We start from the raw sequence: 26,149 nt of genomic DNA on the forward strand, positions 1-26,149 counted from the left end.
TTGGCAGTGCCGGCGCGCCGGACCGGGTGCGGTCCCTCGGCCGATCCGCCATTCGTCAGCGGTTCTGGGCGACCGGCTTGACCAGCGGCGTGATGCGGCGGATCGTGACGCGGCGGTTATCCTGCGAGGCGGCTTCGGTCCGCACCTTCAGATACCGTTCGCCATAGCCCTGGGTAGCCAGGTTTTCAGGCGGAATGCCGTAGGCATCGGCCAGCACGACGGCCACCGATTCCGCCCGCCGGTCGGAAAGCACGAGGTTGCTGTCGTCCGAGCCCACCGCATCGGTATGGCCTTCGATCAGGAAGGTTTCGCTCGGATCCTTGTCGAGCACCGCCTTCATGGCCTCGGCCACCTTGCGCATGGAGCGCGCCTGGTTCATCGGGATTTCCGCGCTGCCGGTGGCAAAGGTGATGGTATCGAGGTCGATACGCCGGACCTTGTCGCGAATGCGGGCCGAATAGCGCACTTCATCGAGCGAGTAGACCCGTTCGACACGTTCGACCGGCGGCTGTTCGAGAAACTCGTAATAGTCGCGGTCCGGATCGCTGGACGTATCGATGATATATTCGCTCACCGGCACCGTCAGCCGCATCGGCGGCAGGTCGATGCCCGGATCGCGCCAGACATAATCGGGATCGCGCTGCTCATCCATGAGTTCCGGTGCGTAATAGAGCACGTATTCGCGGCCGTCCCGGCCAATGCGCGAACGCTGGACGATATCGCCGTAGCGGTTGCGGATGGTGACGATGCGAATGCCATTGTCACGCTCGATCAGTTCGCGCGTCCGGCCACCGCCAAGGCGCTCATATTCCGGCTCGTAGCCGTCATCGTAGAAGCGACGGCTGTCGTCATGGCGCACGAAGGTGCGGTTGTCGATCGAGATGATCACGCGGCCGTCACGCTGCGGCTCCCGCTCGTCAATGCCACGCTGGCGCTCGTAACGCGGACGTTCGCTCAGACGCTCGCCCCGCTCTTCCGTCACCGGTTCGATGCGGATTCGGGCAGCAGGCTGGCCGCTGATGGTCGCCTGCGCTTCGGCATCGCTGGTTGGCGGGGCCGCGGGTGCGGCGGCCGGAGCCACCGGAGCGGCCTGCTGCGCGCCAGCTGCCGGAGCACCGGCTGCGCCTGGGGTGGGAGCCCCGGGTGCTGCGCCCGGCGCAGGAGCTGCAGCAGGAGCTGGCGCGGCGCCGGCGGCAGGTGCCTCCTTGGCGCTATCGAGGACGGCTGCACCGTTTTTCACCGGCAGGATTACGGGCTGATTGCTGGATGCCGGATCCTCGGCGATCTGCCGCGCCCGCTCGATTTCCTCGGGCGTTGTGGGAGCAGCGGCGGTCGGCGCGGCCTCGGCGCCGGGTGCCGAAGGAGCAGCGGGTGCTGCCTCAGGCGCAGCGGGTGCTGCCTCAGGTGCGGCGGGTGCTGCCTCAGGTGCGGCGGGTGCCGCCTCAGGTGCAGCGGGTGCCGCCTCAGGTGCAGCGGGTGCTGCCTCAGGTGCGGCTGGAGCTGCCGGGCTCTCGCTCGGGGTGGGGGCAACCTCAGAGCTGGGCGCAGGGGCTTCAGGAGCTGGCTGGTCGGCAGGTCGTTCGGCAGGCTGTTCGGCTGCGGGCGGCGCTTCGGGTGCCGGTTGCTCGGACCGCGGCTGTTCAGCCGGCGGTGCCTCCGGGGCGGGCTGTTCGGCAGGCTGTTCGGCGGCCGGCGGCGCTTCGGGTGCCGGTTGCTCGGACCGAGGCTCTTCAGCCGGCGGCGCTTCCCGGGCGGGTTGCTCGGCAGGGCGTTCGGCAGGCTGTTCGGCGGCCGGCGGCGCTTCGGGAGCGGGTTGCTCCGACCGAGGCTCTTCAGCCGGCGGCGCTTCCGGGGCGGGTTGCTCGGCAGGGCGTTCGGCGGACGGCTCGGCAGCCGGCGGCGCTTCAGGGGCAGGCTGTTCCGGCGGCGCCTCAGGGGCAGGCTGTTCCGGCGGCGCCTCAGGGGCAGGCTGTTCCGGCGGCGCCTCTTCCCGTCTCGGCTCATCTCCCTGCGGCGGCACGATGACCTGCGCCTGCACGCGGACCAGGGACTGTCCCGGCATGACCGGTGCCGCTGGCACGGGTGTCAGCGCCAGAGCGGGTTGCGCCAAAAGGCTGAGGGACATCAGCGGCAATGCGACGCTGGCGAGGAGTCCGTTTCGCTTGGACATGATTTCTCCCTGTTTCTGGTTGGCCTGCCATTCATGTTTGCCGGCCGAGCCATCTTCAAATTGGTCGAGGCGATCGGCTTCGCTAACGCAGAGCCTGGCCTCCGGTTCCGTCGCACAGGAAAGCGCAACCGCGATGAACCGCATGTGAACCCGGTTGGCAGCAGCTGTTCATAATGAGTGCTAAGCAATTGTTTTTCATTGGGAAAACCTGCTGTAAGCAGCTAGTGTTAAGCCTCGGTTAAGCCGCAAATGCTGCAATCGGCCAGGGGCGAGGGATCGCCTTCGCCCCGAGGTCAACTCCGAGGGACGATCATGGCAAACACAATGACAGCCGATATGGAAATGATGCTGAAGGGCTATGGCATCACCACCGCGCAAATCCTCTACCGCATGCCCGACCACCCGTCCCTGCTGCAGACCTTCCTGTGGCAGCATTACGATCTGGCGCCGGATTTCCCTGAGATGAACACTTTCCTGCAATTCTGGCAGGAAAAGCTGGATGGCCCCCTGCATTCGGTCAGATACGTGCATCGCAAGCTGATCGCCGCCGGTGAATGGCGTGCGCTGAAGGGAGAATTCATCCTCCACTGACGAGAGATTCGGACCACCTGCTTGCCAAGCTGCAGACGCCGCCGTACATCCGCGGCACGACAGGCAGCGACAGCGGGAGGCGGATATGGCCAAAATTGACGAAGAAGCGCTGGCAGAGGCTTACAACCGTGCCCTTGCGCATGAGAAGGCCGGCGAGATCGACGCCGCGGTTGCAGCCTATATAGAGGTTCTGGCCATCGATCCGGAAGACCATGGCGGCGCGGCAGTGCGCATGGCGGCGCTCGGTCGCGGCGATACGCCGCCCAAGGCGCCGGATGCCTACGTCGAGACGCTGTTCGACCAGCATGCCGAAGATTTCGAGAACATCCTGGTGGAGCAGCTCGGTTATGCCGTCCCGGTTCTGGTGCGCCAGCGCTTCCAGGCGCTCGGCCTCGGTCCGTTCAAGCGCATGCTCGATCTCGGCTGCGGCACGGGGCTGACCGGCGGCACGCTGCGCGACATGGTGGATGACATCACCGGCGTCGATATCTCGGAAAACATGGTCGAGATCGCGCATGAGAAGGATCTCTACGAGACCCTCTATGTCGCCGAAGTCGAGGATTTTCTCGAGGACAATGACGACGAGGCCTTCGACCTCGTCACGGCAACCGACGTTCTGCCCTATCTGGGGGCGCTGGAACCGCTGTTCTTCGGCGCCGCCGAGAACATGGTGAAGAACGGCATTTTCGTCTTTTCCTCCGAAACGCTGCCGGAGCCGGTCATGGCGGGCCGGTCCTATATGGTCGGGCCGCATCAGCGTTTTGCCCATTCGCAGACCTATGTGCGCGAGCGGCTGGCCGATACGGGCTTCGAGCTTGTGGAGCTGACCGACATCAATGTGCGCATGCAGGATGGCCAGCCGACGCCCGGCCATCTGGTGATTGCGCGGCTGACCGGTGCATGATCGGTCGCCTGTCGCTGCAGCCTATCTGTGCTTTTGGAGGGGACCATGACGCCGCAACGCTATTTTCTCGCCCAGGCCTATAACAATGCCTGGGCCAATCACCGCCTTCTCAACTGCTGTCGTCAGCTGTCCTTCGAGGAACTGCACGCGGCCCGCACCAGCTTCTTTCCGTCGATCATCCACACGCTGAACCATCTCCTGACGGTCGACTGGTTCTATGTCAGCGCGCTCGAAGGCGAGCCGACGGGTCTTTCCGCCTTCGAGCCGGAAATCCCCTTCCCGCAGATCGCCGATCTGGAGCGGGAGCAGCGCGCCGTCGATCGCCGTCTGATCGATCACTGTCGTCAGCTGGACGCCGATATCCTGGCCCTTGAGATCGGCATTCCGCGCGGCGATCGCGAGCAGGTGGAGCGCACCGACCGGGTGCTGCTTCACCTTTTCCAGCACCAGATCCACCACCGCGGCCAGATCCACTCCATGCTGTCGGGCACGCGCATAGCCCCGCCGCAGCTGGACGAATTTTTCCCCGCCGACCCGAGCGAACAGGCCCTGCGCCGCCAGGATCTTATCGATCTCGGCCTGACCGAAACCCAGATCTGGAGCTGAACCCCATGCTGTATTTCATCATCAAGGCCCTGCATGTGGCCTGCGATTTCATCTGGATCGGCGGCATGCTGATCAATGCCTTCGTCATCGGCATGGTCCCGCCGGCCATCCGCACCGGCGTCATCGCCTCGCTTCGCCGCTACGACCGCTTCGTCACGACCGGCGCGCTGGCCGGCGTCTGGCTCTTCGGCCTCATCCTTGCCTTCGGCTATGTCGGCTTTTCCGGCGGCTGGCTGCACCTGAAGCTTCTGATCGTCATCATGCTGTCGGCCCTGCATGGTATGCAGAGCAAATGGCTGCGGCGCATGGAAGCCGATCCGCACCTGGACCCGCCGGGTTTCGTGGCCAAGGGCATGCCGATCGTTCTGGTCTCGCTGGTGGTGGTCGTGCTGCTGGCGATCGTCAAGCCGTTCTGAACTGCGTCACACCGCCTATCTCTGGCCTCGTGACGGGTGCAGCCTGCTCCCGCGCAAGGCAGCCCGGCAAGCACGTCATCGTTTTTTTTCCAGCGACGAGCCTGCCGGTCATGCGCTAAACCAGGATTACAAGCAGGAGGACATGCACAAATGGCAAAACTCGCATTCATCGGCCTCGGCGTCATGGGCTTTCCCATGGCCGGCCATCTGAAGACAAAGGGTGGTCACGAGGTCACGGTGTTCAACCGGACGGCCGCAAAGGCGCAAGACTGGGTGAAGACTTACGGCGGCCAGATGGCGGCCACTCCGGCAGAGGCCGCGCGCGATGCCGAGTTCGTCTTCACCTGCGTCGGCAATGACGACGATCTGCGCTCGGTGACGACCGGCGAGGCCGGCGTTCTCATCGGCATGGCCAAGGGCGCCATCCTGATCGACAATACGACGGCATCGGCCGAAGTCGCCCGCGAACTCGACGCGGCGGCGCAGGCGCGCGGCTGCTTCTTCATCGATGCGCCTGTCTCCGGCGGCCAGGCGGGTGCGGAAAACGGCGTCCTGACCGTGATGTGCGGCGGTGAGGAGGACGTCTTCGCCAAGGCCCGGCCCGTGATGGATGCCTATGCCCGGATGGTCGGCCTGATGGGACCGGTCGGCTCGGGCCAGTTGACCAAGATGATCAACCAGATCTGCATTGCCGGCCTGGTCCAGGGCCTGGCCGAAGGCATTCACTTCGGCAAGAAGGCCGGACTGGATATCGAGAAGGTGGTGGAGGTGATCTCCAAGGGCGCCGCCGGGTCCTGGCAGATGGAGAACCGCCACAAGACCATGAACCAGTCGAAATATGATTTCGGCTTTGCCGTCGACTGGATGCGCAAGGATCTGGCCATCGTCCTCGAAGAGGCCAAGCGCAACGGCGCCTCGCTGCCGGTGACCGCACTCGTCGACCAGTTCTATGCCGATGTGCAGACAATGGGCGGCAAGCGCTGGGACACGTCCTCGCTTCTGGCGCGGCTGGAGCGCTGACGGCATTCAGTGCCCGTCTTTTGGGCCCTGCCCTTCGCCTTTTGGGCCCTGCCCTTCTCCGGCCGCCATTGCAGCGGCCGGAATAGCCTGGGCGGCGAAGGCGTCAGTCCTCACCGGCCTTCTGATTATCGAGCATCATGTAATCGAGCGGCAGTTCGGTCGTGTACTTGATCTGCTCCATGGCGAAAGCCGAGGAGACGTCGCGGATTTCGATGCGGGTGATCATCCGCTTGTAGAAGGCGTCATAGGCCCCGATATCGGGCACCACGACCCGCAGCAGGTAATCCACGTCGCCGCTCATGCGGTAGAATTCGACCACTTCCGGAAATTCCGCGATCACTTCGGAAAAGCGCTTCAGCCATTCGATCGAGTGGCTATTGGTGCGGATCGAGACGAAGACCGTGACCTTGGTGTTGACCTTGACCGGGTCGAGCAGGGCCACCCGGCGGCGGATGACGCCGTCCTCTTCCATCTTCTGGATCCGACGCCAGCACGGCGTGGTGGAGAGACCCACCTTCTTGGCCAGGTCAGCCACGGCGAGCGTTGAATCTTCCTGCAGAATACGCAGGATCTTGCGGTCGAGGCGGTCCATTGCAACTCCTTGGAAATGAATTTCTACATATCGCGAAAAGGCGGCGGCGTAACCGAAAATCGTTTTATCTGAGACAGCTGTCCACATGCGCGCGCAGCACCGGCAGCAATTGCGCGGCAAACCAGGGATTGCGGTTCAGCCAGCCGCTATTGCGCCAGCTCGGATGCGGCAAGGGCAGGATACGCAGGCCTTCATTAACAAAGAAATGCTCCCGCCAGGCGCGCACCGTGTCGGTCATGCTTTTTGCCGCGCGGTTCTGGAGATGATAACGCTGGGCATAGGCGCCGATCGCCAGCACGGTGTCGATCTGCGGCATGGCCTCGAGCGCCGCTTTGCGCCACAGGGGCGCGCATTCCAGGCGCGGCGGAAGATCATGCCCCTTGGCATCATAGCCCGGAAAGCAGAAGCCCATCGGCAGTATGGCGAAATTGTCGGTATCATAGAAGGTCTCACGGCTGACGCCGAGCCATTCCCGCAGGCGGTCGCCGGAGGCATCGTTGAACGGCAGTCCGCTTTCATGGACCCGCAGACCCGGCGCCTGGCCGGCAATCAGGATGCGGGCGCGCGCCGAAAGGATGGCAACGGGGCGCGGCTCATGCACAAGCCTGTGCTCTGGCCCTTTGGCCGGCCTGTCGCGACAGAGGCGACAACCGGCGATGGCGTCGGACAAGCGCGACAACTGCGACAAGCGGGAGGTCAGAATTTCGTTACTCATAGCCAATCCAGCGATGCAATGCGTCTGATCGCCTGCCAGATGCGCCCGCCGTCTTCATCCTCTTCGGCTGCCGCCGAGCGGGCGCGGAAATCCCGCGGTCGCTCGAACCGGCCCTGCCAGATACCGCGACGCTCTGCCTCGGCGCGCTTCTGCTCGCGCTCGAAACCCGGCAGGCCGCTCGCCACGGCAAAACCCTGGCTCACCATTGCACCGTTTACGCTCTGCCCGTCAACGCTGCATTCGACCAGAAACCGATGGTAACGGTCGCGTGCCGTGCCGCGGCACAGGACGCCCTCTCCCCGCAGCAGCCGGGCGAGCGCTGCACGCGCCTCGCGGCCACAGGCCCATTCCCGGTCGGCAGCATCGCGGCAGGTCTGCGACAGTTCCGGCGCATCCAGGCCGATAAGGCGCAGCCTGGCGTCTCCCGCCGCAAGCGTATCGCCATCCACCACCCGGAACGGCGGCAGATGGACATCCGGCGGACCGGGATCGGAGAGCCTCGCCGCCAGAAGGATCAGCAGCAGCAGAAAAGCGAACGTGAGGAAAAGATCCTTGAGTCTTGCGAAGCGGCGGGTTCGGCGAGGTCGCGGCGGACGCATGAAAGCCTCAATTGCAAATGTTTGATTGTCGAAGATGGCAAACAAAGTCTTGCCTGGCAGGATCTTCTTAAGATTTCGTCCCTAGGATCACCGGCAATGGTAAGAGTTGTCAGTGACCATGAGTAGCGGCGTCAGCACATCACCCGACAAGATCATCGTTGACCGCTCGCGTCAGCACCGCAACAGCGCGGTGTCGAAGGCGGTGCGGGTCACGCGTGAGCGTCTGCAGTCGACGTCGACGGGAACCCCGGCCTTCGACCGCGAAACCCTTTCCCTGCACATTCATACTCTGCTGCAGGGTGCCCTGATCCTGCCGCTCTTCGTCGCACTCGCCTCCGCGGCCGGCCTCTACATGACCGGCGAGAGCCGCTATTTCTCCTGGGGTCTGCTGACGCTTGCGGTGCATTCCATCAACCTGCTTCTGGCCCGCCGCGGCGAGCGGCAGGAATTGACGCCCGCCACCACCCGGCGCCTGCGCCGGCTGCTGATCGGCGGACAGATCGCGATGGGCTGCTGCTGGGCCCTCTTTGCCCTGATCGAATGCCGGTCCTGCGGGATGCAGGGCTTTGTCTTCTACAAGGGCGCCATCCTGCTGGTCGCAATCGCCATCTCGGCGATGGGCCACATCATGTTGCGCCAGGCCACACTCCTGTCCTTCCTGCCGGTGGTCGTGGTGCTCGCCGGACAGGCCTTCCTGTCCCGCAACGCCCTGGATATCGGCCTGGTCGGCATGTTCGCCACGTCGCTGGTCCTGTTTCATTCCATCGCCGACCGGCTGCATCGGTCCAACCTGATGCTGATGTCCTACCAGTCGGAAAAGGACGATCTGATCGCCGAACTCGAAGTGGCGAAATCGGTCTCCGATGAGGCGCGTCGCCGCGCCGAAGACGCCAATCTGGCGAAATCCCGTTTCCTGGCGTCCATGTCGCATGAATTGCGCACGCCGCTGAACGCCATCCTCGGTTTTTCGGAAGTCATGGCGCAAGAGGTGCTGGGCCCCCTCCCCAATGCCACCTACAAGGAATATGCCGGAGACATTCACCGCTCGGGCCAACATCTGCTGAACCTCATCAACGAAATCCTCGACCTGTCGCGCATCGAGGCCGGCCGCTACGAGTTGGCGGAAGAGGCCCTGTCCCTCCTGGAAGTGGCCGAAGATTGCATCGGCATGGTGCAGCTGCGCGCCCGCGCCAAGAACATCACCATCCGCCAGCAGTTCGAGCCGCATCTGCCGCAGGTCTGGGCGGATGAGAAATCCATCCGGCAGGTCATCCTCAACCTCTTGTCCAATGCCGTCAAATTCACCACCCAGAGCGGCGATGTGGTGGTCAAGGTCGGCTGGACCGCCGGCGGCGGGCAATATGTGGCGATCAAGGACAATGGGCCGGGGATCGCCGAGGAAGAGATCCCGATCGTGCTCTCCGCCTTCGGCCAGGGCGCCATCGCCATCAAGAGCGCCGAGCAGGGCACGGGCCTCGGCCTGCCGATCGTGCAGGCCATCCTTGCCAAGCATGATGGCCAGTTCATCCTGAAATCCAAGCTGCGCGAAGGCACAGAAGCCATCGCCATCCTGCCGAAAACACGGGTCCTGCAATCGGTGGAAGCGGTGGCTGATGCGCATGCCAGCGAGCCGCGCCGCAAGAGCTTCGCCTGAGACCGGCCGGGGCGTTTGCGGCGATGCCTTGATCGCTCCGCCGCGGCGAGCTTCGCCGGGTATCTCGCAAAACGGCCCCGCCTGCGCCTCGCCGCTGATCCCAATTCGGACAGCAGATCTCAATGCGAATGCGGCGTGGGCTCTCCGGCCGTCGTGACACCCGCCTGCGCGAATGTGGCCATGCCGGAATGGCAGGCGGCGGCGGCCTTGACGATGCCCGCGGCCAGCGCCGCGCCCGTGCCCTCGCCCAGCCGCATGCCAAGCGCAAGCAGCGGCGTCTTGCCCAATTGCTCGATCGCCCGCATATGGCCGGGCTCGGCCGAGACATGGCCGATCAGGCAATGATCGAGCGCTGCGGGATTGGCGGCCTTAAGGATGGCGGCCGCCGCCGTTGCGACATAGCCGTCGATCAGCACCGGGATCTTCTCGACCCGGCAGGCCAGGATGGCGCCCGCCATCGCCGCGACCTCGCGTCCGCCGAGCCGACGCAGCACCTCCAGCGGATCCGAAAGGTGATCCTTGTGGAAGGCCACCGCCTGCTTGACCGCGGCAATCTTGCGCGACAGCATCTCGCCATGCGAGCCGGTGCCCGGACCAACCCAATCCTCCGCCTCGCCGCCGTAAAGCGCCAGATTGATCGCCGCCGCCACTGTCGTATTGCCGATCCCCATCTCGCCGATGCACAGGAGATCGGTGCCGCCGGCAATCGCTTCCATGCCGAAGGCCATGGTCGCGGCGCAATCGCGCTCCGACAGCGCCGCTTCCACGGTAATATCGCCAGTCGGGTAATCCAGCGCCAGATCGAAGATCTTCAGGCCGAGATCATAGGCCGCGCAGATCTGGTTGATTGCGGCGCCGCCGGCGGCAAAGTTCTCGACCATCTGCTGGGTGACGCTCGGAGGATAGGGCGTGATGCCGTGGCGGGCCACGCCGTGATTGCCGGCGAAGATTGCCACCAGTGGCCGGTTGACGGCCGGAACCCGGCCGCTCCAGGCCGCCAGCCAGAAAGCGATCTCTTCCAGCCGGCCTAGCGAGCCGGCGGGCTTGGTCAGCTGTGCATTCCGCTCCCGGGCTGCCACAAGCGCATGCGCATCGGGCCCTGGCAAATCGCGCAGGAGGGTGCGGAAATCATCGAAAGGCAGACCGCTCAGGCTCATCGGATACCTCTTTCCCTAAAAGTCTTGGCACACTTCCCTTTGTGGGAAGCGGCGGAATCTGATTTGGTGGCCCCTGTTTATCAGGCATGCACGGAGGAACAACTGCCAAACGCGCACGAAACGCATCCCGCTGCAAAGAGCGGCCTCATGACGGATCTGGCACGGTCGCTGGGCTTCCTGTCGCGCCTGCCCGTGCCGGCCCGCTTCTTTGTGGGGTTTGACGGCAGCATGCGTCACACCGCGCGCGCCTTCGGCCTTGCCGGCCTTGTCATCGGCGCGCTCCCGGCACTTCTCCTTGCCCTTCTCGGGCAGGCGCCGGCCGGCCTCTGGCTTGCCGCACTGCTGGCGCTCGCTGCCGGAACGCTTCTCACCGGCGCCCTGCATGAAGATGGCCTTGCCGATACGGCCGACGGCCTGCTTGGCGGCCGCGACCGGCAGCAGGCGCTGGCGATCATGAAGGACAGCCGGATCGGCGCCTTCGGCACGATCGCCCTGATCCTCTCCTTCGGCCTGCGCGCCGCTGCACTCTCCGCCCTCCTCTCACTGTCCGGTGCTGCGTCTGCCGCCATGGCGCTTCTGGCCGCGGCCAGCCTGTCGCGCGCCCTGATGGTCTGGCATTGGCATAGCCTGCCCCCCGCCCGCCCGGACGGCACGGCGGCCTCGCTTGGCCAGCCCGATCGCGCCGCGCGCAATCTGGCGCTGCTGCCGGCGCTTGCGCTCGCGCTTCTCCTGCCGCTCCTTCCCGGCGCCGCCCTCGGCCAGGTCCTGCTGGCACTGATCGTCACCATCGGCTGCGCGAAGCTTTTCGAAGCCAGGGTCCGCTCCGGACTGAACGGCCATACCGGCGACACGATCGGCGCTACGCAGCAGATCACGGAAACGGCATTTCTCTGCACTCTTGCGGCGATGGCGTGAGGGCATGATATAACACCGCATGATGACACCCTGCACCCGCGTCTGCTCGATCGATACCGCGACCGGCCTCTGCGTCGGCTGCGGTCGCACACGCGATGAAATCGCTTCCTGGGCCAGTCTGGCGCCGGAAGAGCGCGCCGCACTTATGATCGAACTGCCGCTGCGCCTGCAGATCCCGTCATCCTCGCCCTTACCCGTGTCCGGCACGCCGGACGCGCCGCTCACAGTCAGACAAGGGAGGGCAGGATGAGCCGGTTCACGCTCCTCATGCTCATTCTGGGCATCGGCCTGGCGCTTCTCATCTTCAATCATCAGGAAGGCCAGGTGTTCGGGATCGGCAATGACGATTTTGCAAGCCTTGTGCAATTGTCCGCTTTGGTGGTTCTGCTCTCGGCCGGTATTCTGGCGGGACGGCGCGGCCCGGCCGGCGAGGTCCTGCGCAATATTGCCGTCTGGTTGCTGATCGCGCTGGCTCTGGTGGCAGGCTATGTCTATCGCAACGACCTGCACCAGTTCGCCGCCCGCGTGACGGCAGGCCTCATTCCTGGCAGCCCGGTGGTGATGACCACCAGCGAGGGCGGCAATGAAGTGGTGATCTATCGCGGCCGCGGCGGCCATTTCCAGGCACAGGCGAACGTGAACGGCCTTACCGTCCCGATGCTGGTGGATACCGGGGCGAGCGCGGTGGTTCTCTCTCACGACGATGCGCTGCGCCTTGGCCTCGATCCGCAGAACCTCATTTATTCGGTGCGCGTCCAGACCGCCAACGGCCAGGCGCTCGCAGCGCCGGTCCGGCTGGAATCCATCGCCATCGGCCCGATTGTCCGGACCGACATCCGCGCCCTTGTGACGGAAGACGGCCGGCTTGCCGAAAGCCTGCTCGGCATGAGTTTCCTGTCGACGCTCGGCTCGCTGCAGATCCAGACGGACATGCTGCGCCTGCGCGACTGATCGTTTCGCACTCCCCGACGGATCACTTGCGCAAGCGATAGCCGGTGCGAAAGATCCAGCCGACGATCGCCAGGCTCACCGTCAGAAAGACGCCGATCATCACGAGGCTGACCCAGGGATTGACGTCCGATATGCCGTAAAAGCTCCAGCGGAAGCCGGAGACGAGGTAGAGGACGGGATTGAGATGCGATACCGCTGCCCAGAAGGGCGGAAGCATGTCGATCGAATAGAAGCTGCCGCCGAGAAAGGTCAGCGGCGGCACCACCAGCATCGGCACGAGGTTCAGCTGCTCGAAATTATCGGCCCAGATGCCGATGATGAAGCCGAACATCGAGAAGGTCACGGCCGTCAGCACCATGAACATCAGCATCAGCAGCGGATGCTGGATCGACAGATCGACGAAGAAGGAGGCGGTGGCGAGGATGATCAGGCCGATCACCATGCCCTTGGTGGCGGCCGCGCCGACATAGCCGATGACGATCTCCGTCATGGAGACCGGCGAGGACAGCAATTCGTAGATCGTGCCCGTGAATTTCGGGAAGTAAATGCCGATCGCGCCATTGCTGATGCACTGCGACAGAAGCGTCAGCATGATGAGGCCTGGAGTGATGAAGGCGCCATAGGCAACGCCGCCCACCTCGTTGATGCGTGAGCCGATCGCCGTGCCGAACACGATGAAATAGAGCGAGGTGGTGATGACGGGCGAGATCACGCTTTGCAGGAGGGTCCTGCCCATGCGTGCCATCTCGAAGTGATAGATCGACTTGATCGCCTCGATGTTCATCAGCGCGCCTCCACCAGCGAAACGAATATATCCTCCAGCGTGCTTTGCCGCGTCGATATGTCGGAAATGGCAAGGCCTTCCGCTTCGACGGCGGCCAGCACCTGGCCGATCCGGCTGTCGCCGGTGCCATTGCCATATTCATGCACGAGTTCGCGGCCATCGGCTGAAAGCGTAACGCCCAGATCCGACAGGCCCTGGGGCAACTGCGCAACCGGGTTCTTGAGTTCCAGATGCAAAGCCTTGCGGCCGAGCTTCTGCATCAGCGCGCGCTTTTCCTCCACCAGAAGCAGCTCGCCCTTGCTGATCACGCCGATGCGGTCGGCCATTTCCTCCGCCTCCTCGATGTAATGGGTGGTGAGAATGACGGTGACGCCGGTCTCGCGCAGCCGGTCGATGGCGCTCCACATGCCGCGCCGCAATTCGACGTCGACGCCGGCGGTGGGCTCATCGAGGAAAAGGATGCGCGGCTCGTGCGCCAGCGCCTTGGCGATCAGCACACGGCGCTTCATGCCGCCGGACAATTCGCGCAGCTTGTTATCCTTCTTTTCCCACAGCGAAAGATCCTTGAGGATCTGTTCGACCAGCGCCGGATTGCGTTTCTCGCCGTGCAGGCCGCGGGAAAAATTCACGGTGTTCCACACCGTTTCGAACTGATCCGTCGTCAGCTCCTGCGGCACCAGGCCGATCAGCTTGCGGGTGGCGCGAAACTCGCTCACCACATCATGACCGCCGACCAGGACCTGGCCGGAAGTCGGCATGGCAAGGCCGCAGACGATGGAGATAAGCGTCGTCTTGCCGGCGCCGTTCGGCCCGAGAAGGGCCAGGATTTCGCCCTGACGAATATCGAGATCGACGCCGTTCAGGGCCTGAAACCCGTTTGCGTAAGTCTTGGTCAGGTTCTTGATGGAAACGATTGCGGACATATCTTCCCAGACATAGCGGAGGGACAGGAAATCGTGGCGCGCATCCGGCCAGGGCAATCGCGGCCGCAGGGCACGCAAAGCCTTGTCAAAGGCACTCACAGCCACGAAAGACGTGGAATACAGGCGGGACTTTCACTCTTGCCGTCCGCAATTTGCCTTCAGCAAGCACGATTGCAAGGCAGACCTCGGGCCGACAAGCCTTCTATATAGGCACGGCTCGATCGAGCGGGAGAGAGGCTCCACGCAAAAAATGATTTGACGGCGCATCCGCATGGCGCCGGCCTGCTTGTTTTAGGTCTATCCGAAAGATATGAGATGCGGTCACATCGAGAGTCAAGGTTGGATCATTTGCTTCCAGGTATCGAGAAATCCCTCACCGGTATTGAAGGCTTCGACGAACTGACGCTGGGCGGACTGCCGAGCGGCCGCCCAAGCCTCATCTGCGGGTCCGCCGGCTGCGGCAAGACGCTGTTCGCGTCCACATTCCTGATCAACGGCGCGCGCGATTATGACGAGCCCGGCGTTTTCGTCACCTTCGAAGAACGGCCGATCGACATCGTCAACAATGTCGCCTCGCTCGGCTTTGCCGTGGATGATCTGGTGGACCAGGGCAAGCTCCTGATCGAGCACGTGGCGGTCGATCCGGCCGATGTGGCGGAGATCGGCGATTACGACCTGGAAGGCCTTTTCCTGCGGCTGGAGCTGGCGATCGATCAGATCGGCGCCAAGCGCGTCGTCCTCGACACGATCGAGAGCCTGTTCTCCGCCTTCCAGAACCCGGCCGTTCTGCGCGCCGAGATCCGGCGCCTGTTCGACTGGCTGAAGCACAAGGGGATGACCACTGTCATCACCGGCGAGCGGGGCGACGGCACGCTGACCCGCCAGGGTCTGGAGGAATATGTCTCCGATTGCGTGATCCTGCTCGATCACCGCGTCCACAACCAGATCTCCACCCGCCGCATGCGTATCGTCAAATATCGCGGCACGGCGCATGGCACCAATGAATATCCGTTCCTGATCGACCGCGACGGCTTCAGCGTCCTGCCGATCAGCGCGCTCGGCCTCAACCACCAGGTCTCCGACACCCGCATCTCGACAGGGATCGCGGATCTGGACAGGATGATGGACGGCGGCGGCTTTTACCGCGGCAGCAGCATCCTCGTCACCGGCGTCGCCGGCTCCGGCAAGAGCACGGTCGGCGCGAATTTCGTCAACGCCACCTGCAGCGCCGGCGAGCGGGCCCTCTATTTCTCGTTTGAAGAATCGGCCGAGCAGACCGTACGCAATATGCGCTCCGTCGGCCTGGATCTGCAGCGGCACCTGGATGCCGGCCTCCTGAAGTACATCGCCGCCCGGCCGACCTTCTACAGCCTCGAAATGCACCTGGCGGTCATGCTGCGGGAAATCAACCGCTTCAATCCGGCGCTGGTGGTGCTCGACCCGATTTCGGCCTTTCTCGGCACGGGAGACGACCTGGAAGTGCAGTCCATGCTGCTGCGCATGGTGGATGCCCTGAAATCGCGCGGCATCACCGCCGTGGTCAACCATCTGATGCATTCGCAGGACGGCCGCAACGCCACCGAAGCCGGCCTATCCTCGCTGATGGACGGCTGGATCCTGCTGCTGAACCGCGAACATAGCGGCGAGTTCAACCGCGAACTCTATCTCCTGAAGGCCCGCGGCATGGCGCATTCCAACCAGGTGCGGGAATTCGTCATGTCCAGCGACGGGATCCGCCTGCTGGAACCCTATATCGGCGCCGGCCAGGCGCTGACGGGTTCGGCGCGCAAAGCCGAAGAGGCCAGGCTCCGCCTTCAGGATATCGAGCGCCGCAGGGAGATCGAGACGGCCAAGCAGGAGATCGCCGAGCGCCGCAGGCGCGCTGCCGCCGAACTGGAGGCCTTGCAGGCCCGCATCGCCTCGGACGAGGCGGAGCTTGCGCGCTTCGAGGACGACGAGCGCGAGATCGAACGGCAGCGGCGCGCCGATGCCGACGCCATGCGGCAGAGCCGCCAGATGGCCGCGAAGGATTGATTGAATGACCGGTATCGAGCCCACCCAACCCACCAAGCTGATCCTCTACATTGCCGGCCAGACCCCGAAGTCGCGGGCGGCCATCGAGAACCTGCGCCGTATTTGTGAGGAACACCTTCCCGGCAAGTATGTTGTGGAGGTAGTCGATCTGCGTCAGCAGCCCCAACTGGCACGGGAGCACAATATTGTTGCGATCCCGACGCTCGTCCGGGAACTGCCGACGCCGATCCGCAAGATCATCGGGGATCTGTCGGATTCCGAGAAGGTTCTTGTGCATCTCCAGGTCAGCGAGTAGCGTCATTCATGCATTCACAACCCGGAACTTCGGCAGATCGTGCCACTCTCGAGCTCCAGCGGCGGCTTGAAGAGGCGGAAGAGACCCTGCGCGCCATTCGTGAAGGCGAAGTGGATGCGCTCGTCATGCGTAATCCGCAGGACGAGGACGAGGTTTTCACGCTTGAGGGCGGCACGGAATCCTATCGCGCCTTCATGGAGGTTATGGAGATCGGCGCGGCTGCCTTCGATGTCTCCGGTCGGCTGATCTATGCCAACAAGGCCCTCCTGATGCTCCTCGGCATGCGCGAGGCCACCCTCGACACCGATATTTTCCAAAGTCTCGGAAAGGCCCAGCGTAGCGCCATAGCCGATGCCATCCATATGGGGCTGAATGCCAAGGTATCGCGGGAAATGGTGCTGAACCGCCCGGATGGCGAGCACCATGTCCAACTCTCGGCCTCGCCGCTGACGCTCGGCCTCAGCCGCGGCGTCGCCGTGACCTTCACCGATATCACCGCGCGCATCCAGGCGCTGGCGGCGCTGGAATCCGAGCGCGCCGCGCATGCGGTGATCGCCTCCGCCAACGAGGCGGTGATCGTCTGCGATGTGAACGGCATCATCACCCATGCCAATGCAGCGGTGGAAGGCGTCACCGCGCAAAACCCGATCGGCCTGCCTTTCAGCACGGCGATCCCGATCGTAGTGCCGGACGCAACCGGTCTCGTCGAGGGCAATGAATTCGTCTCGCTTGCCATTTCCGGCAGCGCCGTCCAGGGCATCGAGGCGCATGCGCCGCAGGCGCCGCGCATCAAGGACCTGCTGATCAGCGCTGCCCCGCTCCGGCTAGGAGAACGGATTGCCGGCTGCGTGGTCACCATGGTCGACCTGTCGCAGCGCAAGGCGCTCGAAAAGCGGCAATTGCTGCTGATGGGCGAGCTCGACCACCGGGTCAAGAACACGCTGGCCCTGGTCCTGTCGATCGCCAAGCGCACCGGCACGCCGGACGGAACCGTCGAAAGCTTCAAGAAGGCCTTTGCCAGCCGAATCCAGGCTTTGGCCGCAACCCATAATATTCTTGCGGAGCGCTCCTGGGATTCCGTCGCCCTGCGCGAGATCGTCAGGGTGGAGCTCGAACCCTATCTCGGCGAACAGCATGCCCGCCTGCAGCTGACCGGCCAGGACTTCCGCGTCAAGCCGCAGGCCGCCATTTCGCTCGGCCTGATCCTGCACGAACTCGCCGCCAATGCCGCCAAATATGGCGCGCTGTCCAGCCTGGACGGGCATGTCGACGTCACCATCCACGACAACGCCGAGGGCGGCGCGAGTCTGGAATGGAAGGAACAGGGCGGCCCGCCAGTCTTTCCCCCGACGCGGGCAGGTTTCGGCCAGACGGTCATCACCCGAAGCATGCAATATGCCGCCGATGGCGGTGCGGAAATGCGCTATGATCCGGATGGCGTCTGGTGCGTCATCCGCATTCCCGCCACCGAGATCACCCGCATGGCGGGCTGACGGACACACGGGCAAAGACGGGCAAGGGAAACGACGGGCAGACGGGCAAGGGCCGCCGCAGATTGATTGCGGCGGGATCCTGTGTCCTGCGTCACGATCACGGCTCAGCCGCGCTTCAGACCGTAAGCGATGGCGATGTCGATCCAGGCCGAATAGCCGATGGAGCAGGTCTCGAGCGCCAGCGGATACATGCTGCGATTGGTGCAGCCCGGCATTGTGTTCACCTCGTTGACCAGCAGCCGGCCATCGTCCAGCAGGAAGAAGTCGACGCGCGCCAGCCCGTCGCACCCGAGCGCCCGGAACGCCTTCGCCGCCAGCGCTTTGGCCTCTTCGACGATGTCATCCGAAACCTTCGCCGGAATGACGATCAAGGCGCCGTCCGGATCAAAATATTTGGCCTCGTAATTGTAGAAGTCATGCCGCGCCGAGGTGACGATCTCGCCCGGCGGCGACACGGTCAGCTGTCCGTCCGCGTGTTCCAGTACGGCGCATTCGATTTCCCGGCCCTTCAGGAATTCCTCCACCAGAACCTTGCCGTCGAATTCGAAAGCCTTGGCGAGCGCCGGAGCGACGGCCTGGCGCCCGTCCACGCGCGAGACGCCGAAGGAGGAGCCCTGGCGTGCAGGTTTGACGAAGAAGGGATAGCCGAACTGGGCCTCCAGCGCGTCCGCGCCAGGCGCGTCGGGTTCGCTCAGCGTCAGCGCCCGCGCCACAGGCACACCCGCCTCACGCAGCAGACGCTTGGCCATCACCTTGTCCATTGCCGCGGCCGAGCCGAACAGATTGCAGCCGGCATAAGCGAGCCCCGCCGTTTCGGCATAGCCCTGCACCGTTCCATCCTCGCCGAAGCGCCCATGCAGAACCGGGAAAAGCAGATCGAGATGCGGCAAAGCGAGCGCACCGGCGGCGGCCGCATCGACTGCCACGAGACGTCCCTTGCCGCCCGGCACCAGGGCCACCTGCACGCCCGACCCCGGCTGTGGCACGGAGGCACTCTCATGATCGTCATGCAGCCACCAGCACCCGTCGCGGCCGATGGCGATCGGCACCACACGGTAGCGGGCTCGGTCCATTGCCTTCATGACATTGGCCGCCGACATCATTGAGACATCGTGCTCGGCCGATTGGCCGCCGTAAAGGACACCCACGCTGATGTGGTCCATGCTTCAACCCTTTCTGCGCGCCCTTGATGCGGAGCCTTCAGTATCCGACGCAGTGATCGGCACTATCAGCCGTCTGCGCAGGATCTGGAGACTCGTCTCGGCGCTAAACCCAAATGACGATGACGATGACGATCGCCGTGAAAAGCCTCAACTGCAATAACGATTGCCCGAGGCACGGCGCCTGAGGTCGAAATGGAAGTGGTTCCAGTGCTCGGCATTGCTGCCCGGCCCCAGGACCGTATTGAAATATTTGCAGCTGTCGCTGCGCACGGCCTTCAACAGGCCGCCTTCGCGGAAGGAGAAGAAGCCCTTCTTGCGAATGTCGATCTCGTGACCGTCCTTCAGCGTGAAGCGGCCGATATCAATGGCATTGCCGCGCGCATGCTCCGACATCGGATTGTATTTCTGCCGACTATTGTTCATCCGGCGGCAGGAGTAGCCACCCATCGGCCGGATCGAACGGATACCGGTCAGGTAGCGGATGCGCGCCGATGGCGCCAACTCGTTCTTGACCCATTTGGCAAAGGCCAGCGTCGTCTGGCAGTTCAGCGTGACGGCAGGCTTGACGGAGATATTGCCCGAGAGGCCGCTCAGCGAGACGGGAAAATCAATGCCGCAACTCGGTCCATCATTGATGGGGGGCTTGTCGGTGAACTGGACGCCCAGGCGCTTTAGCTCGCGCCGGCACGCCGCCTCGGAAGCGGGCATAGGCTCGTTCATCCGGGGGCTCATGGGCGCCGCGCCCGGCTTGTTCGGCATCAGCATGGCCACCTGCTGCGGCTCCGGCTCCGGACGGCTGGGCGGGGTGACCCGCGACTGGTCGTCCCAGCGCGCCGCCATGCCCGGCTCCGCACGGCGATCCTGCGCCAGGCGCTTGCCCTGTGGCGGCATGGGGGCGACCGGCGCGGAAATCGGTTCCAGCCCTTGCGCCGGCCCAGCGCCCGACATTTGCTGCCCGGCTCTGGCTCCGGCCTGGCCACCGAGAGCCACCGGATTGTCCGTGCCTATGCCGTCTACCACGGGCTGACTGACGCGGCCCTCGGCTATGGCGGCATCCTGTTCTTCCGCAAGGCCGACGACCGGCGCCGCGGCCTCTTCGTCTATGCCCAGTTCGGAATCGATGTTCACGCCATTGGCGGAGTAGGTGAGAGTCCCGAGCGCGCTCGGCGGCGCTCCCAGAACGCGCGTCTGAGCCGGCGCGTCTTGCGGCGAAAGGCCGAGCGCCTCATCACTATCGATCATCGGCAGTCGCCTGGTCATCGCCATGCTCTGCTGCGTCGCCGGCATATTGCCGGGTGCGGCCTGTGCCGGATCGGAATTTGCCGGATAGGAATTTCCCGGATAGGGATTGGCCGAATAGGACTGGTTGCCGGCATCGCCGCCGACATTCCCGGCCAGGCCGGCATTGCCCGGCTGCGCAGGAATGGCCGAGACCCGCATGCCCCGGTCGACCGGCGCCGGCGGCACCAAACCATCCGCCGTGCAGCCGGTCATCACCGTTGTCATCATCAGACAGGCAATCGCCCGCCGCGCGGAAAAAGCATACGCCATACACAGTGCTCACGATTTGGCGGACAAAAATGCCACAGCCAAGGATTGTAGGCGCACAGGGTAAACGAAGACTTTCCCAAACAAGGTCTTTTCGTGACGGACCACCGGTCCGTCACGCAGGATCATGCTGCCGGAGCCTGGGTCAGGCGGCCCTGCCGAAGGCGCCGGACGAGCGGTCGAGCTCGAAGCCCGAGAGCAGGCTGCGCAAATGCCGGCTCTGCTCGGCCAGCGTCTGGCTGGAGGCGGTGGTCTCCTCCACCATGGCGGCATTCTGTTGCGTCATCTGGTCCATATGGTTGACGGAAGCATTGATCTCATGCAGTCCCGTGGCCTGCTCGCGGGCCGCCGTGGCAATCCCCTCCACCTGTGCATTCACCCGCTCAACGAGCTGGGCGATCTCCACGAGGGCGTCGCCCGTCGTGCGCACCAGCGAGACCCCCGCTTCCACTTCCGTCGAGGAATTGTGGATGAGCGACTTGATCTCCTTCGCCGCATTGGCTGAGCGCTGCGCCAGTTCCCGCACTTCCTGCGCCACCACGGCGAAGCCGCGACCCGCCTCGCCGGCCCGTGCCGCCTCGACCCCGGCATTCAGTGCCAGAAGATTGGTTTGGAAAGCGATTTCGTCGATCACGCCGATGATCTGGCCGATCCGGTTGGACGAATCCTCGATCCGACCCATGGCGGTGACGGCATCGCGCACAATGGCCCCCGACCGGTCCGCGCTCTGCTTCGTCTCGGCCACCATGCTGCGGGCTTCGCTTGCGCGTTCGGAGGCCGTCTTCACCGTCGCAGTGATTTCTTCCAGCGCTGCCGCGGTCTGTTCGAGCGCGGCGGCCTGCTGCTCCGTGCGGCGGGAGAGATTGGCCGTCGCATCCGAGATGTCGGCCGCGCTGTCCGACACGACCTGGCCGGTTTCCGCCATGTCCTTGATGGTGCTCCGCAGGGACGCCACGGCGCGGTTGAAATCGTCGCGGACCTTGTCGTAACCGGCGCCGAGATCGCCAAGCTCGATGGAAAGATTGCCGTTGGCCAGCGCCTCCAGCCCCTGGCCGAGTTCGCGCATGGCCCGATCCTGGCGTAAGGTCGCGTGCTGCATATCCTCGGCCGTGCGCTCGCGATCGAGGGCGATCGCACGCTGCTGCTGCGCATCCCGCGCCTGCAGCTCGGCGCGCTCGTTCACCGCATCGCGCAGAACGGTCACCGAGCGGGCAATATCGCCGAGTTCGTCCTTTGCGCCGGCATTCGCAACCTCCACATCGGCCTCTCCGGCCGCCATGCGCTGCAGCGAGACCCGCAGACTGCCGATCGGCCGGGTAATGCTCTTGACGATCACGAAGGTGGCGCCGGCCAGGATCAGCAGACCGAAGGCGCTGATGCCGGCAAAGCGCATCGCCTTCTGCCAGAAGAGAGCCTTCAGGTCATCGACATAGACGCCGGTGCCGACGATCCAGCCCCAGGGCTCGAAGCCAGCGACATGCGAATATTTCTCGACGGGTTGATCGGCACCCGGCTTCGGCCAGTCATAGTCGACGAAACCCTGGCCGCTGGCCTTCACCGTCTTGACGAATTCGACGAAGAGAAACTTGCCGTTGGGATCCTTGTTCTGGGTCAGATCGGCCCCGACCAGCTCCGGCTTCACTGGATGCATCACCATGCGCGGATGCATGTCGTTGATCCAGAAATAGCCGTTGCCGCCATCGTAGCGCATGGTTCCGATCAGGCTCTTCGCCGCCTCCTGCGCTTCCAGCCGCGTCATGGTGCCGGCCTTCTCCTTGGCATGATACATGGCCAATATGCTCAGAGCATTGGCATCCATCGCCGCCAGTGCCGCCTTGCGTTCCTTTTCCAAGGCGCCATAGCTCTGCAGCAGACTGATGGTCATGGCCCCCGCCAGGACCACCAATGCAAGGGCCACCATAAGATAAAGGCGTGTGGAAATGCGAAGATGCTTCAAAACCGATCCCCCTTCTGATTTGATTTAAATCAAATAGTCGCGATGCCCTTTAGAAGAAGTAAATATACGATAAAGTATTGTTTTCCTTGTCGAGTCTATCCGGCCTGATCACCCTCCCGCAAAGCCTGTACGGCAACAACGACCGCCTCCTCCTCGAGTTCAGGCGAGTTGAACAGGCATTGCCTCTCCTGCTTTGCAGCAATACAGTCGCCTTCCTATTGCTCTGCAACATCAGCCCTGGATATCGAATGATCATGCAAGACCTGCCCGAAGGTGAATTGACCCTGCGAACCCTCGCAATGCCCGGCGACGCCAATCCGGCCGGGGATATCTTCGGCGGATGGGTCATGGCCCAGATGGACCTGGCGGCCGGAATTCGTGCCGGCGAGCGCGCCCATGGCCGGGTCGTGACGGCTGCCGTAAAGGAAATGGCCTTCCAGCGGCCGGTCAAGATCGGCGATACGCTCAGCATCTATACGCAACTGGCCCGGATCGGCCGCACATCACTGACGCTGCAGGTCGAGGCCTGGGTCAATCGCGCGCGCATCGGCAAGCTCGAAAAGGTTACGGAGGCCATTTTCGTGATGGTGGCCCTGGACGATGACGGCAAGCCGGCGGCCGTGCCCGCCGAAGCCGATTGAGCAGGACGAGCGTTCCATTCCTGCACCGGGAGCCAATCTAGCTGCGTGTACATACAGAGACACGCAGCTTTACGTTGCGTTTATTTTATTAGCTGAATGCATATCCCAGTAGTATTTCTCGAATTTCCATCTATACTTGCGTAAAATTTGCATCAAATCTTATATTTTCGTCCGGTTTGCTGCGCCTCCCGTCGAGATTTGATAGCCGATTAAGTAAAAATTATCGGTCATCCCGCATTCTGGCAGCAATCATTGCGCGAGCAGAGTGCCAGCACCGGGGAGGCCTCCATTACCACCGATCCTATCTCCGTCCTCGAACTTCGTTCGGCCCAGGCGACGATCGTTCTGCAGCGCCTGCCGGCGACCCTGCTCGCCAATTCGCTTGTCTCGCTCTCCGCCTATACTCTGGCGACATGGCGGGAGGCGGATGGCCGATCGGCCTTTCTCTGGCTCTGCGTCGTGCTCTCCACACTGGTCCTGCGCGCCGTAACGCGCATGGTGCTGCTGCGGCGTGGGCTGGCGGCCCGCAATCCGCTGCTGACGCTTGTCGTTTCGACAATGGGCTCAGGCATCAGCGGCGCCGTCTGGGCCACCCTGCCCTTCATCCTGCCGGAATTTCGCGGCTGGGGTGTTGATGGCGGCATCTACCTGATGGTGCTCGGCACGGCTGCGGGTTCGGTTCTTATGAGCGTCGGCTTCCGGTTCAACGCTCTGGCCTTCGCCATGCCCTGCTTCACCTCTGTGACCATCTCCCTCTTTCTTCAGGGAAGCGCCGTCGGCAGCCTTCTCGGCCTCAACGTCATCGCTTTGACAATCATCCTCGTTCGCGGCTCGCAGATCAGCGAGAATATCTTCCGGGAGAGCATTGAGCGCAAGCGCGAGGCGGCGGCGGTGACGCAATCGCTGCAGGCGGCCAATCATGACATTCTGGAAGCCAATGCGCGGCTGGAAATGCTGGCCAATCGCGATCCGCTGACCGGGCTGGCCAACCGCGCCGCCTTCAACGAGGTGTTGCGGCACGGCATCGCCACCGCAGGCCGGGAGGAGCGTCGGCTGACCCTTCTGGTGATCGATCTCGACCGGTTCAAGCATATCAACGATACGATGGGACATCAGGTCGGCGACGAGCTGCTGATCACCTTCGCCGCCCGTCTGCGCAGCAGCCTGCCCACCGCCAACAGCTTCGTTGCCCGGCTCGGCGGCGATGAATTTGCCGTCATCATCAGCGGCAAGGACCCGATCCTCGAAGGCGCACGCGCGGCCGAAATCATTCTCAACCAGGGCCGGACGCCCTTCCTGCTGCAGGGCCAGACCTGCATGCTGGGCAGTTCGGTCGGGCTCGCCACCTATCCGGACCATGCCGAGACCGCGGAAGAGCTCTTCGTCTCCGCCGACATGGCGCTTTACCGCTCGAAGGATCAGGGGCGTGGCCGCTGGCGCAAATTCGACCCCAAGCTGCGTGCTGCCGCCGAAAGGCAGCGTCAGATCGAGGCGGATATCGTCGCGGCCATTGAGGCCGGCCAGGTGGAAGCCTGGTTCCAGCCGCAGATCAACCTGGAAGACGACGCCGTCATCGGCTTTGAAGCGCTGGTGCGCTGGCATCACCAGAGCCTCGGCTTCATCTCGCCGCCGGAAATCGTCCAGGCGGCTTATGCGATCCATCAGTCCGAGAGGCTGACCGGCGCGATAGCCGATGCGGCCTGCAGGCTGCTGCTGGACCTGCCACGTCTCGGCCTACCGGAGGCAACCGTCGCCATCAATGTCTCGCCGCGCGAATTCGCCCTCTATTCCCTCGCCGAGCTTCTCGATGGCAAGGTGGCGCGCCATGCCATCCGTCCGGAACTCCTGGAGGTGGAAATTACCGAGGAGGCGCTGCTCGACACGGTGATTGCCGGCGAGCAGCTGAAACATCTGGAACAGTCGGGCTTCGCGCTCGCGGTCGACGATTTCGGCGCCGGCCACTCCTCCCTCACCCGCCTGATCGACCTCAAGGTCGACCGGCTGAAGATCGATCGCGGCATCATCACCCAAATTGCCGCATCCGAGCGCAACCAGGCCATCGTCTCCGCCCTGATCCGGCTCGGCGAAGCGCTGAGCGTGGAAATGCTGGCGGAGGGCGTGGAGACCCAGGCGGATGCCGCCACGTTGAAAAGGCTGGGCTGTCGCCAGGGCCAGGGCTATCTCTTTGCCCGGCCGATGCCCCAGAGCCGCATTGCCGGCTGGCTTGCCGAGCGCCAGGAACGCGCGATCCGCAAGACCAGGATCGGCTGACCCGCAAACGCGCGTCGGATCCCCGCGCCCGGCCTCAGAGGCGCTTGAGGCAATAGGAGAAATGCGCGTCCGGTTCCACCGTCAGATATTCGAACTGCCAGCCATATTCGACGCAGAACCGGTTGACCGCCTGCACCACGCCATAGACGACCGGTTTGATGACATTGCCGGTGCAGAAATCATGGCCGCAAATGCGTCCGTCGCGCTTCACCTTTGCGTCGCACAGCAGCAGCTCGTTCCAGGTGTTTTCGTAGGAATGATCGGTGTCGATATAGACCCAGTCGAAGCTGGCATCCGCAAATTGCGGCAGCATCTCCGTCGATCCGCCCAGATGCAGCATGACGCGGCCGCTTTCAATCTCGCCGGCAAACATCTCCTTCACCCGCTCATGTCCCTCATTGTAGCGGTTGAGGTCCCAGGGATCGATCAAATGCAGCTGGGAGGGGCGGTTCAGCGTCATGATCTCCTGCGAATAATCGCCGAAGGCGACGCCGATCTCGGCGACCACGCCACCATGCGGCAGGCGATGCAGAAGCTCGGTGCGGTTGGGCAGAAGGCGGCAGTTTTCCGTGTGATGCAGCGACAGCATGGTGCGCGGCGTGCTGTTCTTCAGCGCGAGCCGCTTGTCGAGGGACAGCATGGGGTCTGGTACTCCGTTTCTCTCACTCACCGCATGTAATCGCAAACTCCGGCAATGAGAACCCGTTGCCGTTCCCAATTTGTTTCGCTGGCACTCTTCCAATTGCGTGA

At 63.7% G+C, this 26,149-nt stretch carries 25 protein-coding genes; 14 read left to right on the forward strand and 11 right to left on the reverse strand.

Annotated features, from left to right (window positions below; translation table 11 throughout):
• Positions 1–55 precede the first annotated feature (55 nt).
• Positions 56–2,170 (reverse strand): OmpA family protein, encoded by a 2,115-nt coding sequence (locus QTJ18_RS13990; protein WP_252750811.1) that lies wholly within the window; start codon positions 2,168–2,170, stop codon positions 56–58.
• A gap of 324 nt (positions 2,171–2,494) precedes the next feature.
• Here QTJ18_RS13990 and QTJ18_RS13995 point away from each other — a divergent pair, with 324 nt between their 5' ends.
• The 5 genes from QTJ18_RS13995 (at position 2,495) to QTJ18_RS14015 (ending at position 5,707) form a co-directional block, all read left to right on the forward strand.
• Positions 2,495–2,761 (forward strand): usg protein, encoded by a 267-nt coding sequence (locus tag QTJ18_RS13995; RefSeq protein ID WP_252751331.1) that lies wholly within the window; start codon positions 2,495–2,497, stop codon positions 2,759–2,761.
• An 85-nt stretch (positions 2,762–2,846) separates the two neighbouring features.
• Entirely contained in the window at positions 2,847–3,665 is an 819-nt protein-coding gene (locus QTJ18_RS14000; protein ID WP_252750812.1) for a methyltransferase domain-containing protein, read from the forward strand.
• 45 nt (positions 3,666–3,710) lie between these two features.
• The gene (locus QTJ18_RS14005) at positions 3,711–4,271 is read left to right on the forward strand and encodes a DinB family protein (RefSeq protein ID WP_252750813.1); all 561 of its coding nucleotides are present in this window, start codon (positions 3,711–3,713) and stop codon (positions 4,269–4,271) included.
• A gap of 5 nt (positions 4,272–4,276) precedes the next feature.
• Complete coding sequence (locus QTJ18_RS14010; RefSeq protein ID WP_252750814.1) at positions 4,277–4,687, forward strand: CopD family protein; 411 nt, start codon at positions 4,277–4,279, stop codon at positions 4,685–4,687.
• A gap of 150 nt (positions 4,688–4,837) precedes the next feature.
• On the forward strand, positions 4,838–5,707 hold the full coding sequence (locus QTJ18_RS14015; RefSeq protein ID WP_252750815.1) for an NAD(P)-dependent oxidoreductase: 870 nt from the start codon (positions 4,838–4,840) through the stop codon (positions 5,705–5,707).
• A gap of 103 nt (positions 5,708–5,810) precedes the next feature.
• Here QTJ18_RS14015 and QTJ18_RS14020 read toward each other — a convergent pair whose 3' ends face one another.
• The 3 genes from QTJ18_RS14020 to QTJ18_RS14030 all read right to left on the reverse strand — a co-directional run bounded on the left by QTJ18_RS14020 (position 5,811) and on the right by QTJ18_RS14030 (position 7,613).
• The gene (locus QTJ18_RS14020) at positions 5,811–6,299 is read right to left on the reverse strand and encodes an Lrp/AsnC family transcriptional regulator (RefSeq protein WP_252750816.1); all 489 of its coding nucleotides are present in this window, start codon (positions 6,297–6,299) and stop codon (positions 5,811–5,813) included.
• 64 nt (positions 6,300–6,363) lie between these two features.
• Positions 6,364–7,014, reverse strand: a complete 651-nt coding sequence (locus QTJ18_RS14025) for a uracil-DNA glycosylase family protein (protein WP_252750817.1) — start codon at positions 7,012–7,014, stop codon at positions 6,364–6,366.
• Positions 7,011–7,613, reverse strand: a complete 603-nt coding sequence (locus QTJ18_RS14030; RefSeq protein WP_252750818.1) for a thermonuclease family protein — start codon at positions 7,611–7,613, stop codon at positions 7,011–7,013. Before QTJ18_RS14030 ends, QTJ18_RS14025 begins: the two co-directional genes overlap by 4 nt.
• Before the next feature lie 118 nt (positions 7,614–7,731).
• Between QTJ18_RS14030 and QTJ18_RS14035 the strand changes: the two genes are divergently transcribed.
• Positions 7,732–9,267 (forward strand): sensor histidine kinase, encoded by a 1,536-nt coding sequence (locus QTJ18_RS14035; RefSeq protein ID WP_252751332.1) that lies wholly within the window; start codon positions 7,732–7,734, stop codon positions 9,265–9,267.
• Between the two features lie 119 nt (positions 9,268–9,386).
• Here the strand turns inward: QTJ18_RS14035 and cobT are convergent, their stop codons facing one another.
• The gene (gene cobT, locus QTJ18_RS14040; RefSeq protein WP_252750819.1) at positions 9,387–10,424 is read right to left on the reverse strand and encodes a nicotinate-nucleotide--dimethylbenzimidazole phosphoribosyltransferase; all 1,038 of its coding nucleotides are present in this window, start codon (positions 10,422–10,424) and stop codon (positions 9,387–9,389) included.
• A gap of 147 nt (positions 10,425–10,571) precedes the next feature.
• Between cobT and cobS the strand changes: the two genes are divergently transcribed.
• The 3 genes from cobS to QTJ18_RS14055 are packed head-to-tail and all read left to right on the forward strand — an operon-like array spanning position 10,572 to position 12,290.
• Positions 10,572–11,339 carry an adenosylcobinamide-GDP ribazoletransferase gene (gene cobS, locus QTJ18_RS14045; RefSeq protein WP_252750820.1) on the forward strand — a complete coding sequence of 256 codons (768 nt, stop codon included), beginning with the start codon at positions 10,572–10,574 and terminating at the stop codon, positions 11,337–11,339.
• A 19-nt stretch (positions 11,340–11,358) separates the two neighbouring features.
• Positions 11,359–11,589, forward strand: coding sequence for a DUF1289 domain-containing protein (locus QTJ18_RS14050; RefSeq protein ID WP_252750821.1), 231 nt, complete (start codon positions 11,359–11,361; stop codon positions 11,587–11,589).
• A complete protein-coding gene (locus QTJ18_RS14055) occupies positions 11,586–12,290 on the forward strand; it encodes a TIGR02281 family clan AA aspartic protease (protein ID WP_252750822.1) in 705 nt (234 codons plus the stop codon). The genes QTJ18_RS14050 and QTJ18_RS14055 overlap by 4 nt, the downstream gene beginning before the upstream one ends.
• 22 nt (positions 12,291–12,312) lie before the next feature.
• On the opposite strand, the gene QTJ18_RS14060 is transcribed toward QTJ18_RS14055, so the two are convergent.
• Positions 12,313–13,074 (reverse strand): ABC transporter permease, encoded by a 762-nt coding sequence (locus tag QTJ18_RS14060; RefSeq protein WP_252750823.1) that lies wholly within the window; start codon positions 13,072–13,074, stop codon positions 12,313–12,315.
• A complete protein-coding gene (locus QTJ18_RS14065) occupies positions 13,074–13,997 on the reverse strand; it encodes an ABC transporter ATP-binding protein (protein WP_252750824.1) in 924 nt (307 codons plus the stop codon). The genes QTJ18_RS14060 and QTJ18_RS14065 overlap by 1 nt, the downstream gene beginning before the upstream one ends.
• A 348-nt stretch (positions 13,998–14,345) precedes the next feature.
• Here QTJ18_RS14065 and kaiC point away from each other — a divergent pair, with 348 nt between their 5' ends.
• The 3 genes from kaiC to QTJ18_RS14080 are packed head-to-tail and all read left to right on the forward strand — an operon-like array spanning position 14,346 to position 17,819.
• Complete coding sequence (gene kaiC / locus QTJ18_RS14070) at positions 14,346–16,031, forward strand: circadian clock protein KaiC (RefSeq protein WP_252751333.1); 1,686 nt, start codon at positions 14,346–14,348, stop codon at positions 16,029–16,031.
• A gap of 4 nt (positions 16,032–16,035) precedes the next feature.
• Positions 16,036–16,326: a circadian clock KaiB family protein gene (locus QTJ18_RS14075; RefSeq protein WP_252750825.1), complete on the forward strand. Its 291-nt coding sequence runs from the start codon at positions 16,036–16,038 to the stop codon at positions 16,324–16,326.
• 8 nt (positions 16,327–16,334) lie between these two features.
• Positions 16,335–17,819 (forward strand): sensor histidine kinase, encoded by a 1,485-nt coding sequence (locus QTJ18_RS14080; RefSeq protein WP_252750826.1) that lies wholly within the window; start codon positions 16,335–16,337, stop codon positions 17,817–17,819.
• A 104-nt stretch (positions 17,820–17,923) separates the two neighbouring features.
• On the opposite strand, the gene QTJ18_RS14085 is transcribed toward QTJ18_RS14080, so the two are convergent.
• The 3 genes from QTJ18_RS14085 to QTJ18_RS14095 form a co-directional block, all read right to left on the reverse strand.
• Positions 17,924–18,982 carry a D-alanine--D-alanine ligase family protein gene (locus QTJ18_RS14085; protein WP_252750827.1) on the reverse strand — a complete coding sequence of 353 codons (1,059 nt, stop codon included), beginning with the start codon at positions 18,980–18,982 and terminating at the stop codon, positions 17,924–17,926.
• A 147-nt stretch (positions 18,983–19,129) separates the two neighbouring features.
• On the reverse strand, positions 19,130–20,491 hold the full coding sequence (locus QTJ18_RS14090) for an extensin-like domain-containing protein (RefSeq protein WP_489667161.1): 1,362 nt from the start codon (positions 20,489–20,491) through the stop codon (positions 19,130–19,132).
• Between the two features lie 184 nt (positions 20,492–20,675).
• On the reverse strand, positions 20,676–22,487 hold the full coding sequence (locus tag QTJ18_RS14095) for a methyl-accepting chemotaxis protein (RefSeq protein WP_252750829.1): 1,812 nt from the start codon (positions 22,485–22,487) through the stop codon (positions 20,676–20,678).
• A gap of 248 nt (positions 22,488–22,735) precedes the next feature.
• Here QTJ18_RS14095 and QTJ18_RS14100 point away from each other — a divergent pair, with 248 nt between their 5' ends.
• Positions 22,736–23,128, forward strand: coding sequence for an acyl-CoA thioesterase (locus QTJ18_RS14100; protein WP_252750830.1), 393 nt, complete (start codon positions 22,736–22,738; stop codon positions 23,126–23,128).
• A gap of 252 nt (positions 23,129–23,380) precedes the next feature.
• Positions 23,381–25,399, forward strand: coding sequence for a putative bifunctional diguanylate cyclase/phosphodiesterase (locus tag QTJ18_RS14105; protein ID WP_252750831.1), 2,019 nt, complete (start codon positions 23,381–23,383; stop codon positions 25,397–25,399).
• 34 nt (positions 25,400–25,433) lie between these two features.
• On the opposite strand, the gene QTJ18_RS14110 is transcribed toward QTJ18_RS14105, so the two are convergent.
• On the reverse strand, positions 25,434–26,039 hold the full coding sequence (locus QTJ18_RS14110) for a class I SAM-dependent methyltransferase (RefSeq protein WP_252750832.1): 606 nt from the start codon (positions 26,037–26,039) through the stop codon (positions 25,434–25,436).
• Between the last annotated feature and the right edge of the window lie 110 nt (positions 26,040–26,149).

This window comes from Rhizobium sp. SSA_523 (genome assembly GCF_030435705.1).
GTDB lineage: Bacteria > Pseudomonadota > Alphaproteobacteria > Rhizobiales > Rhizobiaceae > Neorhizobium.